The organism is Pseudomonas sp. NFACC14 (genome assembly GCF_900106885.1).
GTDB lineage: Bacteria > Pseudomonadota > Gammaproteobacteria > Pseudomonadales > Pseudomonadaceae > Aquipseudomonas > Aquipseudomonas fluorescens_AA.
In genome coordinates this window covers 340,004-356,895 of sequence record NZ_FNOA01000003.1, presented here as the reverse complement: position 1 = coordinate 356,895, position 16,892 = coordinate 340,004, and the positions used below count along the sequence as shown (strand labels likewise).

The 16,892-nt window shown below is 62.2% G+C and carries 16 protein-coding genes; 13 read left to right on the top strand and 3 right to left on the bottom strand.

The window, feature by feature from the left end:
- Positions 1-9: 9 nt before the first annotated feature.
- From iscX to BLU85_RS08225, 13 genes are all read left to right on the top strand, one after another.
- Positions 10-210, top strand: coding sequence for a Fe-S cluster assembly protein IscX (iscX, locus tag BLU85_RS08285; protein ID WP_060739091.1), 201 nt, complete (start codon positions 10-12; stop codon positions 208-210).
- An 88-nt stretch (positions 211-298) separates the two neighbouring features.
- Entirely contained in the window at positions 299-724 is a 426-nt protein-coding gene (ndk, locus tag BLU85_RS08280) for a nucleoside-diphosphate kinase (protein WP_042727994.1), read from the top strand.
- Positions 725-752: 28 nt separating this feature from the next.
- Positions 753-1,901: a dual-specificity RNA methyltransferase RlmN gene (rlmN, locus tag BLU85_RS08275; protein WP_092202362.1), complete on the top strand. Its 1,149-nt coding sequence runs from the start codon at positions 753-755 to the stop codon at positions 1,899-1,901.
- Between the two features lie 12 nt (positions 1,902-1,913).
- A complete protein-coding gene (pilW, locus tag BLU85_RS08270) occupies positions 1,914-2,672 on the top strand; it encodes a type IV pilus biogenesis/stability protein PilW (protein ID WP_072408090.1) in 759 nt (252 codons plus the stop codon).
- Positions 2,672-3,697, top strand: a complete 1,026-nt coding sequence (locus tag BLU85_RS08265) for a RodZ domain-containing protein (protein WP_092202360.1) — start codon at positions 2,672-2,674, stop codon at positions 3,695-3,697. Before pilW ends, BLU85_RS08265 begins: the two co-directional genes overlap by 1 nt.
- Before the next feature lie 3 nt (positions 3,698-3,700).
- Positions 3,701-4,810 carry a flavodoxin-dependent (E)-4-hydroxy-3-methylbut-2-enyl-diphosphate synthase gene (gene ispG / locus BLU85_RS08260; protein WP_003185136.1) on the top strand — a complete coding sequence of 370 codons (1,110 nt, stop codon included), beginning with the start codon at positions 3,701-3,703 and terminating at the stop codon, positions 4,808-4,810.
- A 24-nt stretch (positions 4,811-4,834) separates the two neighbouring features.
- A complete protein-coding gene (gene hisS, locus BLU85_RS08255) occupies positions 4,835-6,124 on the top strand; it encodes a histidine--tRNA ligase (RefSeq protein WP_092202358.1) in 1,290 nt (429 codons plus the stop codon).
- A gap of 40 nt (positions 6,125-6,164) precedes the next feature.
- A complete protein-coding gene (locus tag BLU85_RS08250; protein WP_014336699.1) occupies positions 6,165-6,806 on the top strand; it encodes a YfgM family protein in 642 nt (213 codons plus the stop codon).
- A complete protein-coding gene (gene bamB, locus BLU85_RS08245; RefSeq protein ID WP_092202356.1) occupies positions 6,799-7,950 on the top strand; it encodes an outer membrane protein assembly factor BamB in 1,152 nt (383 codons plus the stop codon). The genes BLU85_RS08250 and bamB overlap by 8 nt, the downstream gene beginning before the upstream one ends.
- A gap of 134 nt (positions 7,951-8,084) precedes the next feature.
- Positions 8,085-9,557, top strand: coding sequence for a ribosome biogenesis GTPase Der (gene der / locus BLU85_RS08240; protein ID WP_039592110.1), 1,473 nt, complete (start codon positions 8,085-8,087; stop codon positions 9,555-9,557).
- A gap of 235 nt (positions 9,558-9,792) precedes the next feature.
- Positions 9,793-10,941: a pyridoxal phosphate-dependent aminotransferase gene (locus BLU85_RS08235; RefSeq protein ID WP_092202354.1), complete on the top strand. Its 1,149-nt coding sequence runs from the start codon at positions 9,793-9,795 to the stop codon at positions 10,939-10,941.
- Positions 10,929-11,723, top strand: coding sequence for an amidohydrolase (locus BLU85_RS08230; protein WP_092202352.1), 795 nt, complete (start codon positions 10,929-10,931; stop codon positions 11,721-11,723). Before BLU85_RS08235 ends, BLU85_RS08230 begins: the two co-directional genes overlap by 13 nt.
- 63 nt (positions 11,724-11,786) lie before the next feature.
- Entirely contained in the window at positions 11,787-12,200 is a 414-nt protein-coding gene (locus tag BLU85_RS08225; protein WP_092202350.1) for a hypothetical protein, read from the top strand.
- Positions 12,201-12,387: 187 nt separating this feature from the next.
- On the opposite strand, the gene leuA is transcribed toward BLU85_RS08225, so the two are convergent.
- From leuA to xseA, 3 genes are all read right to left on the bottom strand, one after another.
- Positions 12,388-14,067, bottom strand: a complete 1,680-nt coding sequence (gene leuA, locus BLU85_RS08220) for a 2-isopropylmalate synthase (RefSeq protein WP_060739084.1) — start codon at positions 14,065-14,067, stop codon at positions 12,388-12,390.
- 462 nt (positions 14,068-14,529) lie between these two features.
- Positions 14,530-15,351: a peptidoglycan DD-metalloendopeptidase family protein gene (locus BLU85_RS08210; RefSeq protein ID WP_092202348.1), complete on the bottom strand. Its 822-nt coding sequence runs from the start codon at positions 15,349-15,351 to the stop codon at positions 14,530-14,532.
- Between the two features lie 3 nt (positions 15,352-15,354).
- Positions 15,355-16,734, bottom strand: a complete 1,380-nt coding sequence (xseA, locus tag BLU85_RS08205; RefSeq protein WP_092202346.1) for an exodeoxyribonuclease VII large subunit — start codon at positions 16,732-16,734, stop codon at positions 15,355-15,357.
- Positions 16,735-16,892 lie beyond the last annotated feature (158 nt).

The window sequence follows — 16,892 nt, the reverse complement described above, 5'->3', positions numbered from 1 at the left end:
GACACTGTCATGAGCTATGGTTGGAATGATGTTCAACGCATCGCAGAAGAACTGGCCGAAGCCAAGCCGGACGTGGATCCGCTGGCTGTGAATTTTGTCGATTTGCAGCGCTGGATCATGGAACTACCCGATTTCGACAATACCTCTGGCCGTTGTGGCGAGAAGGTCTTGGAAGCGGTCCAGACGCTCTGGATCGAAGAAATCGACTGATCGACCTGGCAGGTTAGGCAATACCCCTGAACCCGCGTATAATTCGCGGGTTTAATTTTTCGCAAATTACCGTTTCTGGAGTTACACCATGGCTGTTCAACGTACTTTCTCCATCATCAAGCCTGACGCCGTTGCTAAAAACGTGATCGGCAAGATCGTTACCCGCTTCGAAGACGCTGGCCTGCGCGTTGTAGCTTCGAAAATGAAGCAACTGTCCAAAGCCGAAGCCGAAGGTTTCTACGCCGAGCACAGCGAGCGCGGTTTCTTCGGTGAACTGGTTGCCTTCATGACTTCCGGTCCGGTTGTCGTTCAGGTGCTGGAAGGCGAAAACGCCATCGCTCGCAACCGTGAGCTGATGGGCGCCACCAACCCTAAAGAAGCTGCTGCCGGCACCATCCGTGCCGACTTCGCCGAGTCCATCGACGCCAACGCCGTCCACGGTTCGGACTCCGAAGCCGCTGCTGCTCGCGAAATCGCTTACTTTTTCTCCGCTACTGAAGTAACCACTCGCTAAGCCCAGGCTTTTGAGTGAAGGTGAATCCATGACTACATCGAACGGCAAAACCAACCTGTTGGGCCTGACCCAGCCGGAAATGGAGAAATTCTTCGACTCGATCGGGGAGAAGCGTTTCCGTGCCGGCCAGGTGATGAAATGGATTCACCACTTTGGCGTCGACGACTTCGACGCCATGACGAATGTCGGCAAGGCCCTGCGTGAAAAGCTCAAGGCTGTTGCCGAGATTCGCGGCCCCGAAGTGGTCAGCCAGGACATTTCCAGCGACGGCACCCGCAAGTGGGTGGTGCGCGTGGCGTCCGGCAGCTGCGTCGAGACCGTCTACATTCCCCAGGGCAAGCGCGGTACCTTGTGCGTTTCGTCCCAGGCAGGCTGTGCCCTGGATTGCAGTTTCTGCTCCACCGGCAAGCAAGGCTTCAATAGCAACCTCACCGCCGCCGAAGTGATCGGCCAGGTGTGGATTGCCAACAAATCCTTTGGCAGCGTCCCGGCGACCGTCGACCGTGCCATCACCAACGTGGTGATGATGGGCATGGGTGAGCCGCTGCTGAACTTCGACAACGTCGTTGCCGCCATGCACCTGATGATGGACGACCTGGGCTACGGCATCTCCAAGCGCCGCGTGACCCTGTCCACCTCCGGCGTGGTGCCGATGATCGATGAGCTGGCCAAGCACATCGACGTCTCCCTGGCGTTGTCGTTGCACGCACCCAATGACGCATTGCGTAACCAATTGGTGCCGATCAACAAGAAATATCCGCTTAAGATGCTGCTCGAGTCGTGCCAGCGCTACATGTCGTCCCTGGGCGAAAAACGTGTGCTGACCATCGAGTACACGCTGCTCAAGGACGTGAACGACAAGGTCGAGCATGCGGTCGAGATGATCGAGCTGCTCAAGAACATCCCGTGCAAGATCAACCTGATCCCGTTCAACCCGTTCCCGCATTCCGGTTACGAGCGTCCGAGCAACAATGCGATTCGTCGCTTCCAGGATCAGCTTCACCACGCTGGCTTCAACGTCACCGTGCGCACCACCCGCGGCGAAGACATCGACGCCGCCTGTGGCCAATTGGTAGGACAGGTGCTGGATCGCACCCGTCGCAGCGAACGCTACATTGCCGTGCGTGAGTTGAACGCCGCGGACGATGCGGTGCAAAACGCTGCGAACAGTCACTAAGAGAGGAACTCTATGTCCCTGCGCTTCGCGCTCGTTTTGCTGTTGGCCGGCCTGTGTTCCGGTTGTGTCCTGTCGGGTGACTACAACCCGATGAAGACCAGCAAAGGGCGTGACGAGGCACGTGTGGCCTATGTGCAACTGGGCATCGGCTACCTGCAGCAGGGCATGACCGAACGGGCCAAGGTGCCGCTCAAGAAGGCCCTGGAGCTGGACGATTCCGACCCGGATGCCAACGCGGCCCTGGCCCTGGTGTTCCAGGCCGAGATGGAGTCGGAACTGGCCGACCAGCATTTTCGCAAGGCGCTGTCCGGCCGGCCCCAGGATGCACGGATCCTGAACAACTACGGCAGCTTTCTTTTCGAGCAGAAACGCTACAAGGAAGCCTACGAGCGCTTCGAGCAGGCTGCCGCCGATACCCTTTACCCCGAGCGTTCGCGGGTGTTCGAGAACCTCGGCATGACGGCCGCGCAGTTGGGCCAGCGTGACCTGGCCCGCCAGCAACTCGAAAAGGCGCTGCGGCTCAACCGCCAGCAACCGCGGGCGCTGCTGGAAATGGCTGAGTTGTCTTACGAAGACAGGCATTATGTGCCCGCCCGTGACTACTACGAGCGTTTTAGCCTGCTGAGCGAGCAAAATGCACGTAGTCTATTGCTCGGCGTTCGGCTGGCACATGTGTTTGAAGATCGCGACAAAGCTGCGAGTTACGGCTTGCAACTCAAAAGACTCTATCCCGGTACGCCGGAATATCAGCAATACCTGTCGGAGCAATGATGAAAGCGGCGCATCCCGAAGTTGTAGCAGCGACTCGCGTAAATCCCGGTGAGACCCTGCGTCAAGCCCGCGAAAGCAATGGTTGGTCGCTGGCCGAAGTGGCCCTCAAGCTCAATCTTACCGTGGCTTCCCTCGGCAATCTGGAAGCGGGCGCGTTCGACAAGCTGCCCGGGCACACCTTCGCCCGGGGCTACATCCGCGCCTATGCCAAGTTGCTCGGCATGGACCAGACCGTGCTGGTCCAGCAATTCGATCAATACACCGGCTCCGATGCCCAGGGCAGCAACGTGCACAGCCTGGGGCGCATCGAGGAGCCGGTTCGTGTTTCCCACACCATTTTGCGAATCGTCAGCCTGTTGCTGCTGATCGCGGTGATCGGTGGCGGTTTTGTCTGGTGGCAGGACCAGGCGTCCCTGCGCAACAAGGAGCCCGTCGCCATGAACCCCGAGCACGTCGAGGTCGAGGGCGCTGACGGCACCACCCAGATCCATCCGCTGGACGAGCCGGAAGACCAGGCTGTCGTCGAAGGCCAGGCCGAAGGCGAAACCACCCTGGCGTTGCCACAAAGCCAGGACGACGCCGATGCCCAGGCCGGTGCCGAGCCGGCTGTTCCAGCCCCGGCACCGACGGCACCGGCTGCCCCGAACACCGGCAGCGCACCGATTGCCACGGCACCGGCCGCGCCGGGCACGCCAGCACCGACCGCGCCTGCGACCCACGCCGCGCCTACCGCTCCAGTCGCTCCGGCAGTTCCAGCGGCCCCGACCCCGGCGCCAGTCGCGGGTGAAGGCCAGGTGCAGATCCAGTTTGTCGCCGACTGCTGGACGCAGATCACCGACGGCAACGGCAAGGTGCTGTTCAGCGGCCTCAAGCGCAAGGGCGACAGCACCGCCGTCAACGGCAAACCGCCGTTTGCCGTACGCCTGGGTTATGCCCGTGGCGCGCAGGTCAGCTACAACGGCCAGCCGGTCGACATCGCTCCGTTCACCAGTGGCGAGACCGCTCGCCTGAAGTTGGGTCAATAAGTCATGCACGGCGAATCTCCAATCAAGCGTCGCGAATCCCGAAAGATCTGGGTCGGTAACGTGCCCGTGGGCGGCGATGCGCCTATCGCTGTGCAGAGCATGACCAACAGCGACACCAATGACGTGGCCGCCACGGTCGCGCAGATCAACCGCCTGGAAGCCGCCGGTGTCGACATCGTGCGGGTATCGGTGCCGGACATGGACGCCGCCGAGGCGTTCGGCAAGATCAAGCAACTGGTCAAGGTGCCCTTGGTCGCCGACATTCACTTCGACTACCGCATCGCCCTGCGCGTGGCCGAGCTGGGTGTCGATTGCCTGCGCATCAACCCGGGCAACATCGGTCGCGAAGACCGGGTTCGCGCCGTGGTGGATGCCGCCCGCGACCGGGGCATTCCGATCCGCATCGGCGTCAACGCCGGTTCCCTGGAAAAAGACCTGCAAAAGAAATACGGCGAACCGACCCCGGCTGCGCTGGTGGAATCCGCCCTGCGCCACGTCGAGCACCTGGAGCGCCTGAACTTCCAGGACTTCAAGGTTAGCGTGAAGGCGTCCGACGTGTTCATGGCCGTCGAAGCCTACCGCCTGCTGGCCAAGGAAATCGTCCAGCCGCTGCACCTGGGCATCACCGAAGCCGGTGGGTTGCGTTCGGGCACGGTGAAATCCGCCGTCGGCCTCGGTATGCTGCTCGCCGAAGGGATTGGCGATACCATCCGCATCTCGTTGGCGGCTGACCCGGTCGAGGAAGTGAAAGTCGGCTACGACATTCTCAAGTCCCTGCACCTGCGTTCCCGTGGCATCAACTTCATCGCCTGCCCGAGCTGCTCGCGGCAGAACTTCGATGTGGTCAAGACCATGAACGAACTGGAAGGGCGCCTCGAAGACCTGCTGGTGCCGCTGGATGTCGCGGTGATCGGTTGCGTGGTCAACGGCCCGGGCGAAGCCAAGGAGGCCCATATCGGCCTGACTGGCGGTACACCGAACCTGATTTACATCGACGGCAAGCCGTCGCAGAAACTGACGAATGACAATCTGGTGGATGAGCTGGAACGGCTGATTCGCCAGAAAGCGGCCGAAAAGGTCGAAGCCGACGCCGCAGTGATTGCGCGTGGTTGAGTCGAACGAATTTAAGGATTACCTGTGAGCAAGTCCCTGCAAGCCATTCGTGGCATGAACGACATCCTGCCCGAGCAGACGCCCCTGTGGCGTTATTTCGAGGGCACTGTGGCGCGCCTGCTGGATAACTACGGTTACCGGCAGATCCGCATGCCAATCGTCGAGTTCACCGAGCTGTTCAAGCGCTCTATCGGTGAAGTGACCGACATCGTCGAAAAAGAGATGTACACCTTCGACGACCGCAACGGCGATTCCCTGACCCTGCGCCCCGAAGGCACGGCGGCCTGTGTGCGTGCGGTGCTCGAACACGGCATCACCGGCGGCGGCCAGGTGCAGAAGCTCTGGTACATCGGCCCGATGTTCCGTCACGAGCGCCCGCAGAAAGGTCGTTATCGCCAGTTCCACCAGATTGGCCTGGAAGTGTTCAACCTCGAGGGCCCGGACATCGACGCCGAGCTGATCGTCATGACCTGGCGCCTGTGGGGCGAGCTGGGGCTGCGTGATGCGGTCAAGCTCGAGCTCAACAGCCTGGGCACCAGTGAGTCCCGTGGCCGCTACCGTGAAGCGTTGGTGGCGTTTCTTTCCGCGCACCTGGACAAGCTCGACGAAGACAGCCAGCGCCGTCTGAAGACCAATCCACTGCGTGTGCTCGACACCAAGAATGCCGACACCCAGGCGGTCCTGGTCGACGCGCCGAAAATGGCCGACTACCTCGACGACGAATCCCGTGCGCACTTCGAAGGGCTGAAGGCGCGCCTGGACGCCGTGGGCATTCCCTACGTGATCAACCCCAAGCTGGTTCGCGGCCTGGACTACTACAGCAAGACGGTCTTCGAGTGGGTCACCGACAAACTCGGCGCCCAAGGCACCGTCTGTGCCGGCGGCCGCTACGACGGGCTGGTGGAGCAGATGGGTGGCAAGCCGACCCCGGGCGTGGGCTTTGCCATGGGCATCGAGCGCCTGGTGCTGATGCTGGAAGCCTTGGACAAGGTACCCGAAGAACTGTCCCGCCAGGTCGACGTCTACCTGTGCGCCTTTGGCGAGGCCGCCGAACTGGCCGCCTTGTCGCTGAGCGAGCGGATCCGCGACCAGTTGCCCAACCTGCGCTTGCAGATCAACGCCGGCGCCGGCAGCTTCAAGAGCCAATTCAAGAAGGCCGACAAGAGCGGTGCGCTGTACGCACTGATCCTCGGTGACGACGAACTGGCCCAACAAGTGGTAGGTTTCAAACCCCTGCGTGGCCAGGGCGAACAACAAAGCATTGCCTGGGATGCGCTTGCTGCACACCTGGCCACCTGCGTCGTGCAGGGTTGAAGCTGTCAAACAGCCGATTTAGCGATTAAGGAGTATTGGGGTGTCGAGTACCGAAGATGAACAGCTGGCGGATTTGAAGGACTGGTGGACGCGCAACGGCAAGCCGCTGGTCACTGGCGGCCTGTTGGCGCTGGTCATCGTGTTCGGCTGGCAGGCCTACCAGAAATACCAGAGCAACCAGTCGCAAGGCGCCTCGGTGCTCTACCAGCAATTGCTGGAAACCACCCTGACCCCGGACGGCAAGCCTGACGCGGCCCGCGTGGCGGACCTGGCCGGCAAGCTGGACAAGGAATTCGGCGGCACTGCCTACGCGCAGTACGGTCGCCTGTTCGTGGCCAAGGTGGCGGTGGACAGCGGCAAGTTGGACGACGCGGCCACCGAGCTCAAAGGTATCGTCGACAAACCGGCCAACCCGACCCTGGGCGAAGTGGCGCGTCAGCGCCTGGCGCAGGTACTGGCGGCACAGAACAAGGCCGAAGACGCCTTGAAACTGCTCGACGGCGATGCCGACAAGGCGTTCCTGGCGACCCGCGAAGAGCTCAAGGGCGACCTGCTGGTACAGCTGGGTCGTGCCGATGAGGCCTATGCGGCCTACCAAAAAGCCAAGGCTGCGCTGTCGGATGAAGCCGCAGTCGGTGGCCTGCAAATCAAGCTGGACGACCTGGCCAAAGGGGATGCGTGACGTGATCCGTTGGAAACATGCAGCATTGCTGGCCCTGGCCATTCTGGCCGCGGGTTGCAGCAGCAACAGCAAGAAAGAACTGCCGCCAGCCGAACTGACCGACTTCAAAGAAGAAGTCGTGCTGCAGAAGCAGTGGAGCCGTTCCATCGGCGATGGCCAGGGTGAAACCTACAACATGCTGGTGCCGGCCATCGATGGCGACACCATCTATGCCGGCGACGTCACGGGCGTGGTCATGGCGATGGATCGCAGCAACGGCGACGTCAAATGGAAGAAAGATCTTGAACTGCCCGTTTCCGGCGCCGTTGGCGTGGGTTACGGCCTGGTCATGATCGGCACGCTCAAGGGCGAGATCGTCGCCCTTGACGCGAGCAGCGGTGAAGAGAAATGGCGCGCCCGGGTGACCAGTGAAGTGCTCGCACCGCCGGCCACCAACGGTGACGTCGTGGTGGTTCAGACCCAGGACGACCGTCTGATCGGCCTGGATGCCGCCACCGGTAACCAGCGCTGGGTGTACGACAGTACCCCGGCGGTGCTGACCCTGCGTGGCACCAGCGCGCCTGTCGTCACCAACCGCCTCGCGGTGGCTGGTTTGTCGACCGGTAAAGTGGTAGCCCTGGATATTTCCAACGGCGTGCCGGTCTGGGAACAGCGCGTGGCGATCCCACAAGGTCGTTCGGAACTGGAGCGCGTGGTCGACATCGACGGCGGCTTGCTGTTGTCCGGCGGTACGTTGTACGTCGCCAGCTACCAGGGCCGCGTGGCGGCACTGGACCTGGAAAGCGGCCGTCCGTTGTGGCAGCGCGATGCGTCCAGCTACGCCGGTGTCGCCCAAGGCTTTGGCAGCGTCTACGTGAGCCTGTCCTCGGGCACCGTCGAAGGCGTTGACGAGCGTTCCACCACCGCCTTGTGGAGCAACGACTCCCTGGCCCGTCGCCAACTGTCGGCCCCGGAAGTGTTCTCCAGCTACGTCGCAGTGGGTGACCTGGAAGGTTACCTGCACCTGCTCAGCCAGGTGGACGGTCGTTTCGTCGGCCGTGAGCGCATCGACAGCGACGGCCTGCGTGCCCGTCCGCTGGTGGTGGGCAACATGATCTATGTGTATGGCAACAGCGGCAAACTGGAAGCCCTGACCATCAAGTAAGACTATGCTTGGGGCTAATCCCCCCAAGCGGCCTTGTTCTCAAGGTTTGCAGGGCTTGCACAGACTGCCCCGAGCACCAGCCGCTGCCTCGCAGCGGCTTTTGTATTTTCTGAAATAACGAAGTGGAGAGCCGCATGGTTCCCGTAATCGCCCTGGTGGGCCGACCGAACGTCGGCAAGTCCACCTTGTTCAACCGCCTGACCAGGACTCGCGACGCCATTGTCGGCGACTTGTCCGGTCTGACCCGTGATCGCCAATACGGTGAGGCCAAGTGGCAAGGGCGTACCTATATTCTGGTCGACACCGGCGGCATCTCCGGTGATGAACATGGCATGGACGAAAAAATGGCCGAGCAGTCGCTGCTCGCCATTGAAGAAGCCGATGTGGTGCTGTTCCTGGTAGACGCCAAGGCGGGCTTTACCGCCGCCGACCAGATGATCGCCGAGCATTTGCGCAAGCGTAACAAGCGTTCCTACGTGGTCGCCAACAAGGTCGACAACATCGACCCGGACATGGCCCGCGCCGAGTTCGCACCGTTGGGCATGGGCCAGGCGATCCCGATCGCCGGCGCCCACGGTCGTGGCATCACCCAGATGCTGGAAATCGCCCTGGAGAGTTTCCCCAAGGACGACGCGGAAGAGCCGGAAGAGGGCGAGGAAGAGGTCGTTGCCGAGGGCGAGGAAGCCAAGCGCATTCCGGGCCCGAGCGAAAAAGACGGGATCAAGATCGCGATCATCGGCCGCCCCAACGTGGGCAAGTCGACGCTGGTCAACCGCATGCTCGGTGAAGACCGGGTCATCGTCTACGACCAGCCTGGCACCACCCGTGACAGCATCTACATTCCCTTCGAGCGTAACGAAGAGAAGTACACGCTGATCGACACCGCCGGTGTGCGCAAGCGCGGCAAGATCCACGAAGAAGTTGAAAAGTTCTCCGTTGTCAAGACCTTGCAGGCGATCAAAGACGCCAACGTGGTGATCTTCGTGATGGACGCCCGCGAAGGTGTGGTCGATCACGACCTGAACCTGCTGGGCTTCGCCCTGGAAGCCGGGCGTGCGCTGGTTATTGCGATCAACAAGTGGGACGGCATGACGCCGAGCGAGCGGGATTTCGTCAAGGTGGAGTTGCAGCGCCGGCTGTTCTTCGTCGACTTCGCCGACATCCACTTCATCTCGGCCCTGCACGGCACGGGCGTGGGCAACCTCTACGCTTCGGTGCAGAACTCGTTCAAGTCGGCGGTCACCCGCTGGCCGACCAACCGCCTGACCCAGATCCTCGAAGATGCGGTAGGCGAGCACGCGCCACCGATGGTCAACAACCGTCGGATCAAGCTGCGCTACGCCCACTTGGGCGGTGCCAACCCGCCGATTATCGTGATCCACGGTAACCAGATCGAGAAGGTGCCCAAGTCGTACGTCCGTTACCTGGAAAACACCTACCGTCGCGTTCTGAAGCTGGTCGGCACGCCGATCCGCATCGAGTTCAAGGGCGGCGAGAACCCGTACGAAGGCAACAAGAACACGCTCACCGACCGCCAGGTCAACAAGAAGCGCCGCTTGATGTCGCACCACAAGAAGGCCGACAAGAAGCGCCGCGACAAGCGTTGATCGATAGTCACCGCAGATCCACTGTGGGAGCGAGCTTGCTCGCGATAGCGGCAGTACATCAACAGGGATGCAGGCTGATCCACCGCCATCGCGAGCAAGCTCGCTCCCACAGGGTATGAGTTGTGTCAGTGTGAGAAGGGTGCCCTTTGTGGCACCCTTTTTCATGCCTGGCGATTGGGCTATCCTCGAGCTCTCCCGCGCCGCACCAGAGCCGGGTGCAGAGCAGGGACCCTCCATGATCACCAGCAAGTTGCCGAACGTCGGCATCACGATTTTCACCCAGATGTCCCAGCTCGCCGCGCAGACGGGCGCGCTGAACCTGTCCCAGGGCTTTCCCGATTTCGATGGCCCGCAGGCCCTGCGCGATGCGGTTGGCCGGCACATTGCTCAAGGCCATAACCAGTACTCGCCGATGACCGGCCTGCCGGCGCTGCGCCAGCAGATCGCGGCGAAGATCGCCCGCAGCTACGGCGCCAACGTCGATGCCGATCAAGAGGTCACCGTGACCCCTGGCGCGACCCAGGCGATTTTCTGTGCCATCGCGGCGGTGGTCCACAGCGGTGACGAAGTGATCGTTTTCGATCCGAGCTATGACAGCTACGAGCCTTCCGTTCTCTTGGCCGGTGGGCGCTGCGTGCACGTGCCATTGGGCCTGGATGACTTCGCCATCGACTTCGAGAAGCTCGGCGAAGCCCTGAGCCCGCGCACGCGCATGATCATCCTCAACTCGCCGCACAACCCCAGCGGCGCCCTGATCAGCCGTGCCGAACTCGATCAATTGGCGACACTGATTCGCGGCCGTGACATCTACCTGGTCAGCGATGAGGTCTACGAACACCTGGTGTTCGACGGCGTCGCCCATGCCAGTGTCCTGGCCCACGAAGAACTGTACCGCCGCGCCTTCGTGGTCAGTTCGTTCGGCAAGACCTACCACGTCACCGGCTGGAAAACCGGCTACGTGGTGGCGCCAGCGGCCCTGACGGCAGAGCTGCGCAAGGTGCATCAGTACGTCAGTTTCTGCGGCGTGACGCCGTTGCAGTACGCCCTGGCCGACTACATGGCCGAACATCCGGAACACGTCGACGAACTGCCGGACTTCTACCAGGCCAAGCGCGACCTGTTCTGCGATCTGCTGGCCCCGTCACGGTTCAGCTTCAAGCGCGTGACCGGCACTTATTTCCAGTTGGTGGATTATTCGCGGATTCGCCCGGACCTCAATGACGTCGACATGGCGGTGTGGATGACCCGCGAGCATGGCGTGGCGACGATTCCGATCTCGGTGTTCTACCAGGACCCACCCCAAGGCCAGCGCCTGGTGCGCCTGTGCTTTGCCAAACGCGAGGAGACGCTGCGCGAAGCGGCGGAAAAACTATGCGTGATTTGAGTGCGTTGCCGGACCTCGACATTGCCTTGGTCCAGACCACCCTGGCCTGGCACGACCGCGAGGCCAACCTGGAACATTTCGAAGCGCTGCTCGAGCAGGCGCGCGGGGCGGACCTGATCATCCTTCCGGAAATGTTCACCACGGGTTTTTCCATGGAGTCCGAGACCCTGGCGGAGCCGGAAAACGGCCCCACCAGCCGTTGGCTCAAAAACCAGGCGACGAAACTGGATGCTGTCATCACCGGGAGCGTGATCGTCCAGGCCGGCGACGGCAGCCATCGCAATCGCCTGCTGTGGGCGCGACCGGACGGTGAAGTGCTGCATTACGACAAGCGCCATCTGTTTCGCATGGCCGGCGAGCACAACCACTACACGCCGGGTGAGCGACAGGTACTGTTCGAGCTCAAGGGCTGGCGGATTCGCCCGTTGATTTGCTACGACCTGCGCTTTCCGGTGTGGAGCCGCGATGCCGAGGACACCGACCTGCTGCTGTACACCGCCAACTGGCCCGGAGCGCGGCGTATGCACTGGAATCGGCTGCTGCCGGCCCGGGCGATCGAGAACCTGTGCTACGTGGCGGCGGTCAACCGCATCGGCACCGACGGCAAGGGCTTCGCCTACACCGGTGACAGCCAGGTGCTGGATTTCCAGGGTGAAACCTTGCTCAGCGCCGGCGACGCGGATGGCGTGTTCACCGTGTGTTTGAATGCGGCGGACCTGGCGGCGTATCGCACGCGGTTTCCGGCGAACCTGGATGCCGATCGCTTCGAATTCACGAATTGAAACGATTCAGCCTCAAGGAACGTTGTTGCGTGCCGATAACCGGTCAGCCAAGGAGAAGTCCCTATGACCAGTATCAGCGCAACCACCGTAAACCCTTATCCATTGTCAGCCCCTAAAGTTTCCATCCGCGGGGCTGAAGAAGAGAAAGCGGTCAGTCCAGTGGCATCGACTGACGCCGACGACAAAGACAAGACACTGCAGGTCGATACCCGCGGCGCGAATGTCGCCGGCGCTCCCGCCAGCGGCGCTGGGGACATTATCGAACAGCTGAAAAAGCAGATCGAGCAGGCCGAAAAACTGCTGGCCCAGCAGCAAGCCCAACTGGCCCGCGTGCAGAAGAGCCAGGCCAATGAAGAGCAGAAGCTCCAGCAAGCCATGGCTATCCAGACCCAGATCATGGGGACCCAGGCGATGCTGCAAACCTTGCGGGCGTCGCTGTTGCAGGCTATGACCGTTTCTGTCGATACCCATGCCTGACTTTGGTTGTCTGACAGTCGGTCATCGCGAGCAAGCTCGCTCCCACAGTGGATCTGTGGCTACCATAAATCCACTGTGGGAGCGAGCTTGCTCGCGATGAGGCCTGTACAGCCAGCACTCAATCATCGGCCAAACAAAAAGGCCCCAGGGTTCAACCCCGGGGCCTTTTTGCATTTCAGCCCAGGAATCAGGCCGCCTTGGCTTCCGGCTGGCTCAGCGAGCGGTTCAGCGCGCTGAACAGCGCCTTGAAGCTCGCCGTGGTGATGTTCTCATCGATACCCACGCCATGCACCGCACGCTCGCCGTTGACGCGCAGTTCAATGTAGGCCGCCGCCTTGGCATTGGTGCCGGCGCCGATGGCGTGTTCGTTGTAGTCCATGATCTCCACCGGAATCGGCAGGCCGGCCACCAGCGCTTCCAGGGCGCCGTTGCCCTTGCCGCGCCAGTGCAGGTTGGTCTCGCCCTGGCCCTTGCTCGCCACTTCCACCTCTACGGCGCTGTTGCCGTTCTCTTCCTGCAGGCGATGGCTGACCAGCGCGTACGGGGTGTTGGCTTGCAGGTATTCACGCTGCAGCAGGCCGTGGATCTGCTGGGCGGTCATTTCCAGGCCCAGGCGATCGGTTTCGCGCTGTACCACCTGGCTGAACTCGATCTGCATGCGACGCGGCAGGCTGATGCCGTATTCCTGTTCCAGCAGGTAGGCGATACCGCCTTTGCCCGACTGGCTGTTGACGCGAATCACCGCCTCGTAGCTGCGGCCGATGTCGGCCGGGTCGATCGGCAGGTACGGCACTTCCCACAGGGTATCCGGTTTCTGCTGGGCGAAGCCCTTGCGGATGGCGTCCTGGTGCGAGCCGGAGAACGCGGTGTGGACCAGGTCGCCGACGTACGGATGACGCGGGTGCACCGGGATCTGGTTGCATTCCTCGACCACTTTGCGCACGCCGTCGATGTCGGAGAAGTCCAGCTCCGGGTTGATGCCCTGGGTGTAGAGGTTCAGCGCCACGGTCACCAGGTCGACGTTACCGGTGCGTTCGCCGTTGCCGAACAGGCAGCCTTCGACACGGTCGGCGCCGGCCATCAGGCCCAGCTCGGTGGCGGCCACGCCGGTGCCACGGTCGTTGTGGGTGTGCAGGCTGATGAGCACGCTGTCACGCCGGGTGATGTTGCGGTGGAACCACTCGATCTGGTCGGCGTAGATGTTCGGGGTGGCGACTTCCACGGTAGCGGGCAGGTTGAGGATCACCTTGCGCTCGGGCGTCGGGTTCCAGACTTCGATCACCGCGTCGCAGACTTCCTTGGCGAACTCCAGCTCAGTGGCACTGAAGGTTTCTGGCGAGTATTCGAACTGCCATTGGGTTTCCGGCTGCTGGGCGGCGTATTTGACGAACAGCTTGGCTGCGTTCACCGCGATTTCCTTCACGCCTTCCTTGTCCTGGTTGAACACGATGCGGCGGAACGACGGGCAGGTGGCGTTGTACAGGTGGACGATGGCTTTTTTCGCACCGCGCAGGGATTCGAACGTACGGGCGATCAAGTCTTCACGAGCCTGGGTCAGCACCTGAATGGTGGTGTCGTCCGGGATGTGGCCTTCTTCGATGAGGGTGCGGACGAAGTCGAAGTCGGTCTGGGAAGCGGCCGGGAACGATGCCTCGATTTCCTTCACGCCCACCGCGACCAGGGTTTTCCAGAAACGCAGCTTCTTGACCGCGTCCATCGGCTCGATCAGCGACTGGTTGCCGTCGCGCAGGTCGGAGCTGCACCAGATCGGCGCGGCGGTGATGGTCTTCGATGGCCAGGTGCGATCCGGCAGGTTGATGGTCGGGAAGGCACGGTATTTGGAAGACGGGTCTTTGAGCATGCTCATGGGGAAATCCTTATTGTCGTGGCCGGAAAAAGGCGGCCTGCCGGTGGTTCGAATGGGGTGGCTTGAAGCCTGGACGAGGTGCCGCGATTCAGCCCGGCAGTCGTGCGCTGACGAGGCACAGGCTGCGGTGCTGGCGAAGCTGGATGAGGGTGTGAGAGGTTTTCATGCTCCAACCCTAACCGCGTGAACGGCGGATCGCAAGCAGTCGGAAAAAATTGAGAGAACTTCTGTTTTTGAGCGGTTTTGCGAGATTTAATCGCGCATATCCGAGATGTCGATATTGGAAATTGCGTCGATGTTTTGAGCTTGGCAATTCACGGGCGGTGGCGATGCGGCTGTCGTCATCGCGAGCAAGCTCGCTCCCACAGGGGATCTCTGTGGGTTGCGAGAGATGTATTCACAACAAATCCCGTTGTGGGAGCGAGCTTGCTCGCGATGAGGCCAGTCGCCTCAGCACACATCTCAGGGCTGGAACGCCCCGATGAAAATCGCCGGATCCACCCGCGCATCGTTCAGGCTGATATTCCAGTGCATATGCGGCCCGGTCGCGCGGCCGGTGGCGCCGACCTTGCCCACTACGGTGCCCCGGGCCAGTTGCTGGCCGACCTTCACGTCGATCTTCGACATGTGGCAGAACATGCTGATGAAACCCTGGCCATGGTCGACGAACACCGTGTTGCCATTGAAGAAGTAATTGCCGGTGAGGATTACCTTGCCGGCGGCCGGGGTCTTGATCGGTGTCCCGGCGGGCACGGCGAAGTCCAGGCCGGCATGGGGGTTGCGCTCCTCGCCGTTGAAGAAGCGGCGCACGCCGAACTTGCTCGACAGCGGGCCGTTGACCGGTTTGTCCAGCAGCAGGTTGCTGGGGATGTTCGGACTGAAGCTGCGATAGGCCTTCAGTTGTACCGCCAGCTCGGCGTCGATGCGCTTGAGGTCCGCCGGGTTCGGGTTGACCTGGCGTTTATTCGCCAGGGTGATGTGTTGCTCGGGGTACTTTTTATAGCCGACCACGAACGGCTGGGTGCCGCCGCCACTGCTGATCTGTTGGGTGCCGGGTTGCACCGTCAGGGGAATGCCGACAATCGCCAGCCAGTTCTGCTGTTCCTTGACCACCAGCACCGGCTTGCCCTGGTAAGTGGCTTTGGGTGCCTGGGCCGCGCTGCCCAGGTCCACCACGGCCACGCCGCCAGGCACCGGCTTGTTCAACAAGCGAGTGATGTAACTGTCGGCATGGGCATTGAACGTCAGGCACAGCAACAGCAGTGGGGCGAGATAGCGCGGCATGAATCAGTCCAGTAAAGAAAGGGTGACTGGCGTCAGGTGATTGTCTTCGACCCGCACCAGCAGTTCGCCTTCGCCGAGCTTGGCGGTCAGGCGCTGGCCGGTCTGGGTTTGCCCGGCGCTGCGGATCGCATGACCACGCTCGTCGAGCAAGATGCTGTAGCCGCGGCCAAGGGTCGCCAGGGGGCTGACGATGTGCAGCGTCTGCATCTGGTTGTGCAGTTGCACACGGCGCGCCTTGAGGCCTTCGCGCATGGCTCGGGGCAGGCGTTCGGCGAGGCTGTCCAGGCGCTGGCGCAGCAACGCCAGGTGCCGGCCCGGATGTTGCCCGGCCAGGCGGGTTTCCAGGCGGATCAAGCGTTCACGGCGGGTATTGAGGCTGCGCTCGAAGGCCCGGCGCAGGCGCATGTCCAGGTCGTCGAGGCGCTGGGCTTGCTGGCGCAGGCGTTCACCGGGATGACGCAGGCGCCGGGTGAGGCCTTCGAGGCGCAGTTGATCGCGCATCAGCCGGTCGCGCATGCGCATCACCAACCGGCGATGCAGGCTTTCGACCCGGCGCACCAGGTCGCCGGCATCCGGTGCCAGCAGTTCGGCGGCGGCGGACGGGGTCGGGGCGCGCACGTCGGCGACGAAATCGCTGATGGACACGTCGGTTTCATGGCCGACGGCGCTGACGATTGGCGTGACGCAGGCATCCACCGCCCGGGCCACGGCTTCTTCGTTGAAGCACCATAAGTCTTCCAGCGAACCGCCGCCCCGGGCCAGGATCAGTGCGTCGAAGCCACGGGCATCGGCCAGTTTCAGGGCGCGGACGATTTGCCCGGTGGCTTCACGACCTTGCACGGCGGTGGGAATCAGGGTCAGGGCGATCTGCGGCGCCCGGCGGCGGAACACGCTGATGATGTCGCGGATCACCGCGCCCGTGGGCGAACTGATGATGCCGATGCGTTGTGGGTGGGCCGGCAACGGCACCTTGCGTTCGGCGCTGAACAGGCCCTCGGCGCTGAGTTTTTCCTTCAGGGCATCGAAGGCCAGGCGCAGGGCGCCATCGCCGGCCGGCTCCACGGTGTCGAGGATCAACTGGTAATCGCCCCGGCCTTCGAACAGCGAAACCTTGCCGCGTACTTTCACCGCCAGCCCATCCTTCAAGGCCTGGCGCACCCGCGCGGCGTTCTGCCGGAACAGCGCGCAACGAACTTGGGCACCGCTGTCCTTGAGGGTGAAGTACACATGGCCGGAGGCCGGACGGGCAAGGTTGGAGATTTCGCCCTCGACCCAGATGTTGCTGAACACGTCTTCAAGCAACACCCGCGCACGGCCGTTGAGCTGGCTGACAGTCAGGACCTCGCGGTCCAGGCCCAGTCGGGCAAAGGGATCTTTAATCATGGGCGGCATGATAAGGGCATTCGCTGGTGAATCTCCATGTATGCAAACAAATCGGACCGAGTTGTCTTCATCGCGAGCAAGCTCGCTCCCACAGGGATCTTGGGTGGTCGCAAGCTTTGTGAACACCAGGGATCCATTTGTGGGAGCGAGCTTGCTCG

Excerpts from the sequence above, each read along its gene's own strand:
- iscX (WP_060739091.1), top strand. The coding sequence starts at position 10 with ATGAGCTATGGTTGGAATGATGTTCAACGCATCGCAGAAGAACTGGCC.
- ndk (WP_042727994.1), top strand. The coding sequence starts at position 299 with ATGGCTGTTCAACGTACTTTCTCCATCATCAAGCCTGACGCCGTTGCT.
- rlmN (WP_092202362.1), top strand. The coding sequence starts at position 753 with ATGACTACATCGAACGGCAAAACCAACCTGTTGGGCCTGACCCAGCCG.
- pilW (WP_072408090.1), top strand. The coding sequence starts at position 1,914 with ATGTCCCTGCGCTTCGCGCTCGTTTTGCTGTTGGCCGGCCTGTGTTCC.
- BLU85_RS08265 (WP_092202360.1), top strand. The coding sequence starts at position 2,672 with ATGAAAGCGGCGCATCCCGAAGTTGTAGCAGCGACTCGCGTAAATCCC.
- ispG (WP_003185136.1), top strand. The coding sequence starts at position 3,701 with ATGCACGGCGAATCTCCAATCAAGCGTCGCGAATCCCGAAAGATCTGG.
- bamB (WP_092202356.1), top strand. The coding sequence starts at position 6,799 with ATGCGTGACGTGATCCGTTGGAAACATGCAGCATTGCTGGCCCTGGCC.
- der (WP_039592110.1), top strand. The coding sequence starts at position 8,085 with ATGGTTCCCGTAATCGCCCTGGTGGGCCGACCGAACGTCGGCAAGTCC.
- BLU85_RS08235 (WP_092202354.1), top strand. The coding sequence starts at position 9,793 with ATGATCACCAGCAAGTTGCCGAACGTCGGCATCACGATTTTCACCCAG.
- BLU85_RS08230 (WP_092202352.1), top strand. The coding sequence starts at position 10,929 with ATGCGTGATTTGAGTGCGTTGCCGGACCTCGACATTGCCTTGGTCCAG.
- BLU85_RS08225 (WP_092202350.1), top strand. The coding sequence starts at position 11,787 with ATGACCAGTATCAGCGCAACCACCGTAAACCCTTATCCATTGTCAGCC.
- leuA (WP_060739084.1), bottom strand. The coding sequence starts at position 14,067 with ATGAGCATGCTCAAAGACCCGTCTTCCAAATACCGTGCCTTCCCGACC.
- BLU85_RS08210 (WP_092202348.1), bottom strand. The coding sequence starts at position 15,351 with ATGCCGCGCTATCTCGCCCCACTGCTGTTGCTGTGCCTGACGTTCAAT.
- xseA (WP_092202346.1), bottom strand. The coding sequence starts at position 16,734 with ATGATTAAAGATCCCTTTGCCCGACTGGGCCTGGACCGCGAGGTCCTG.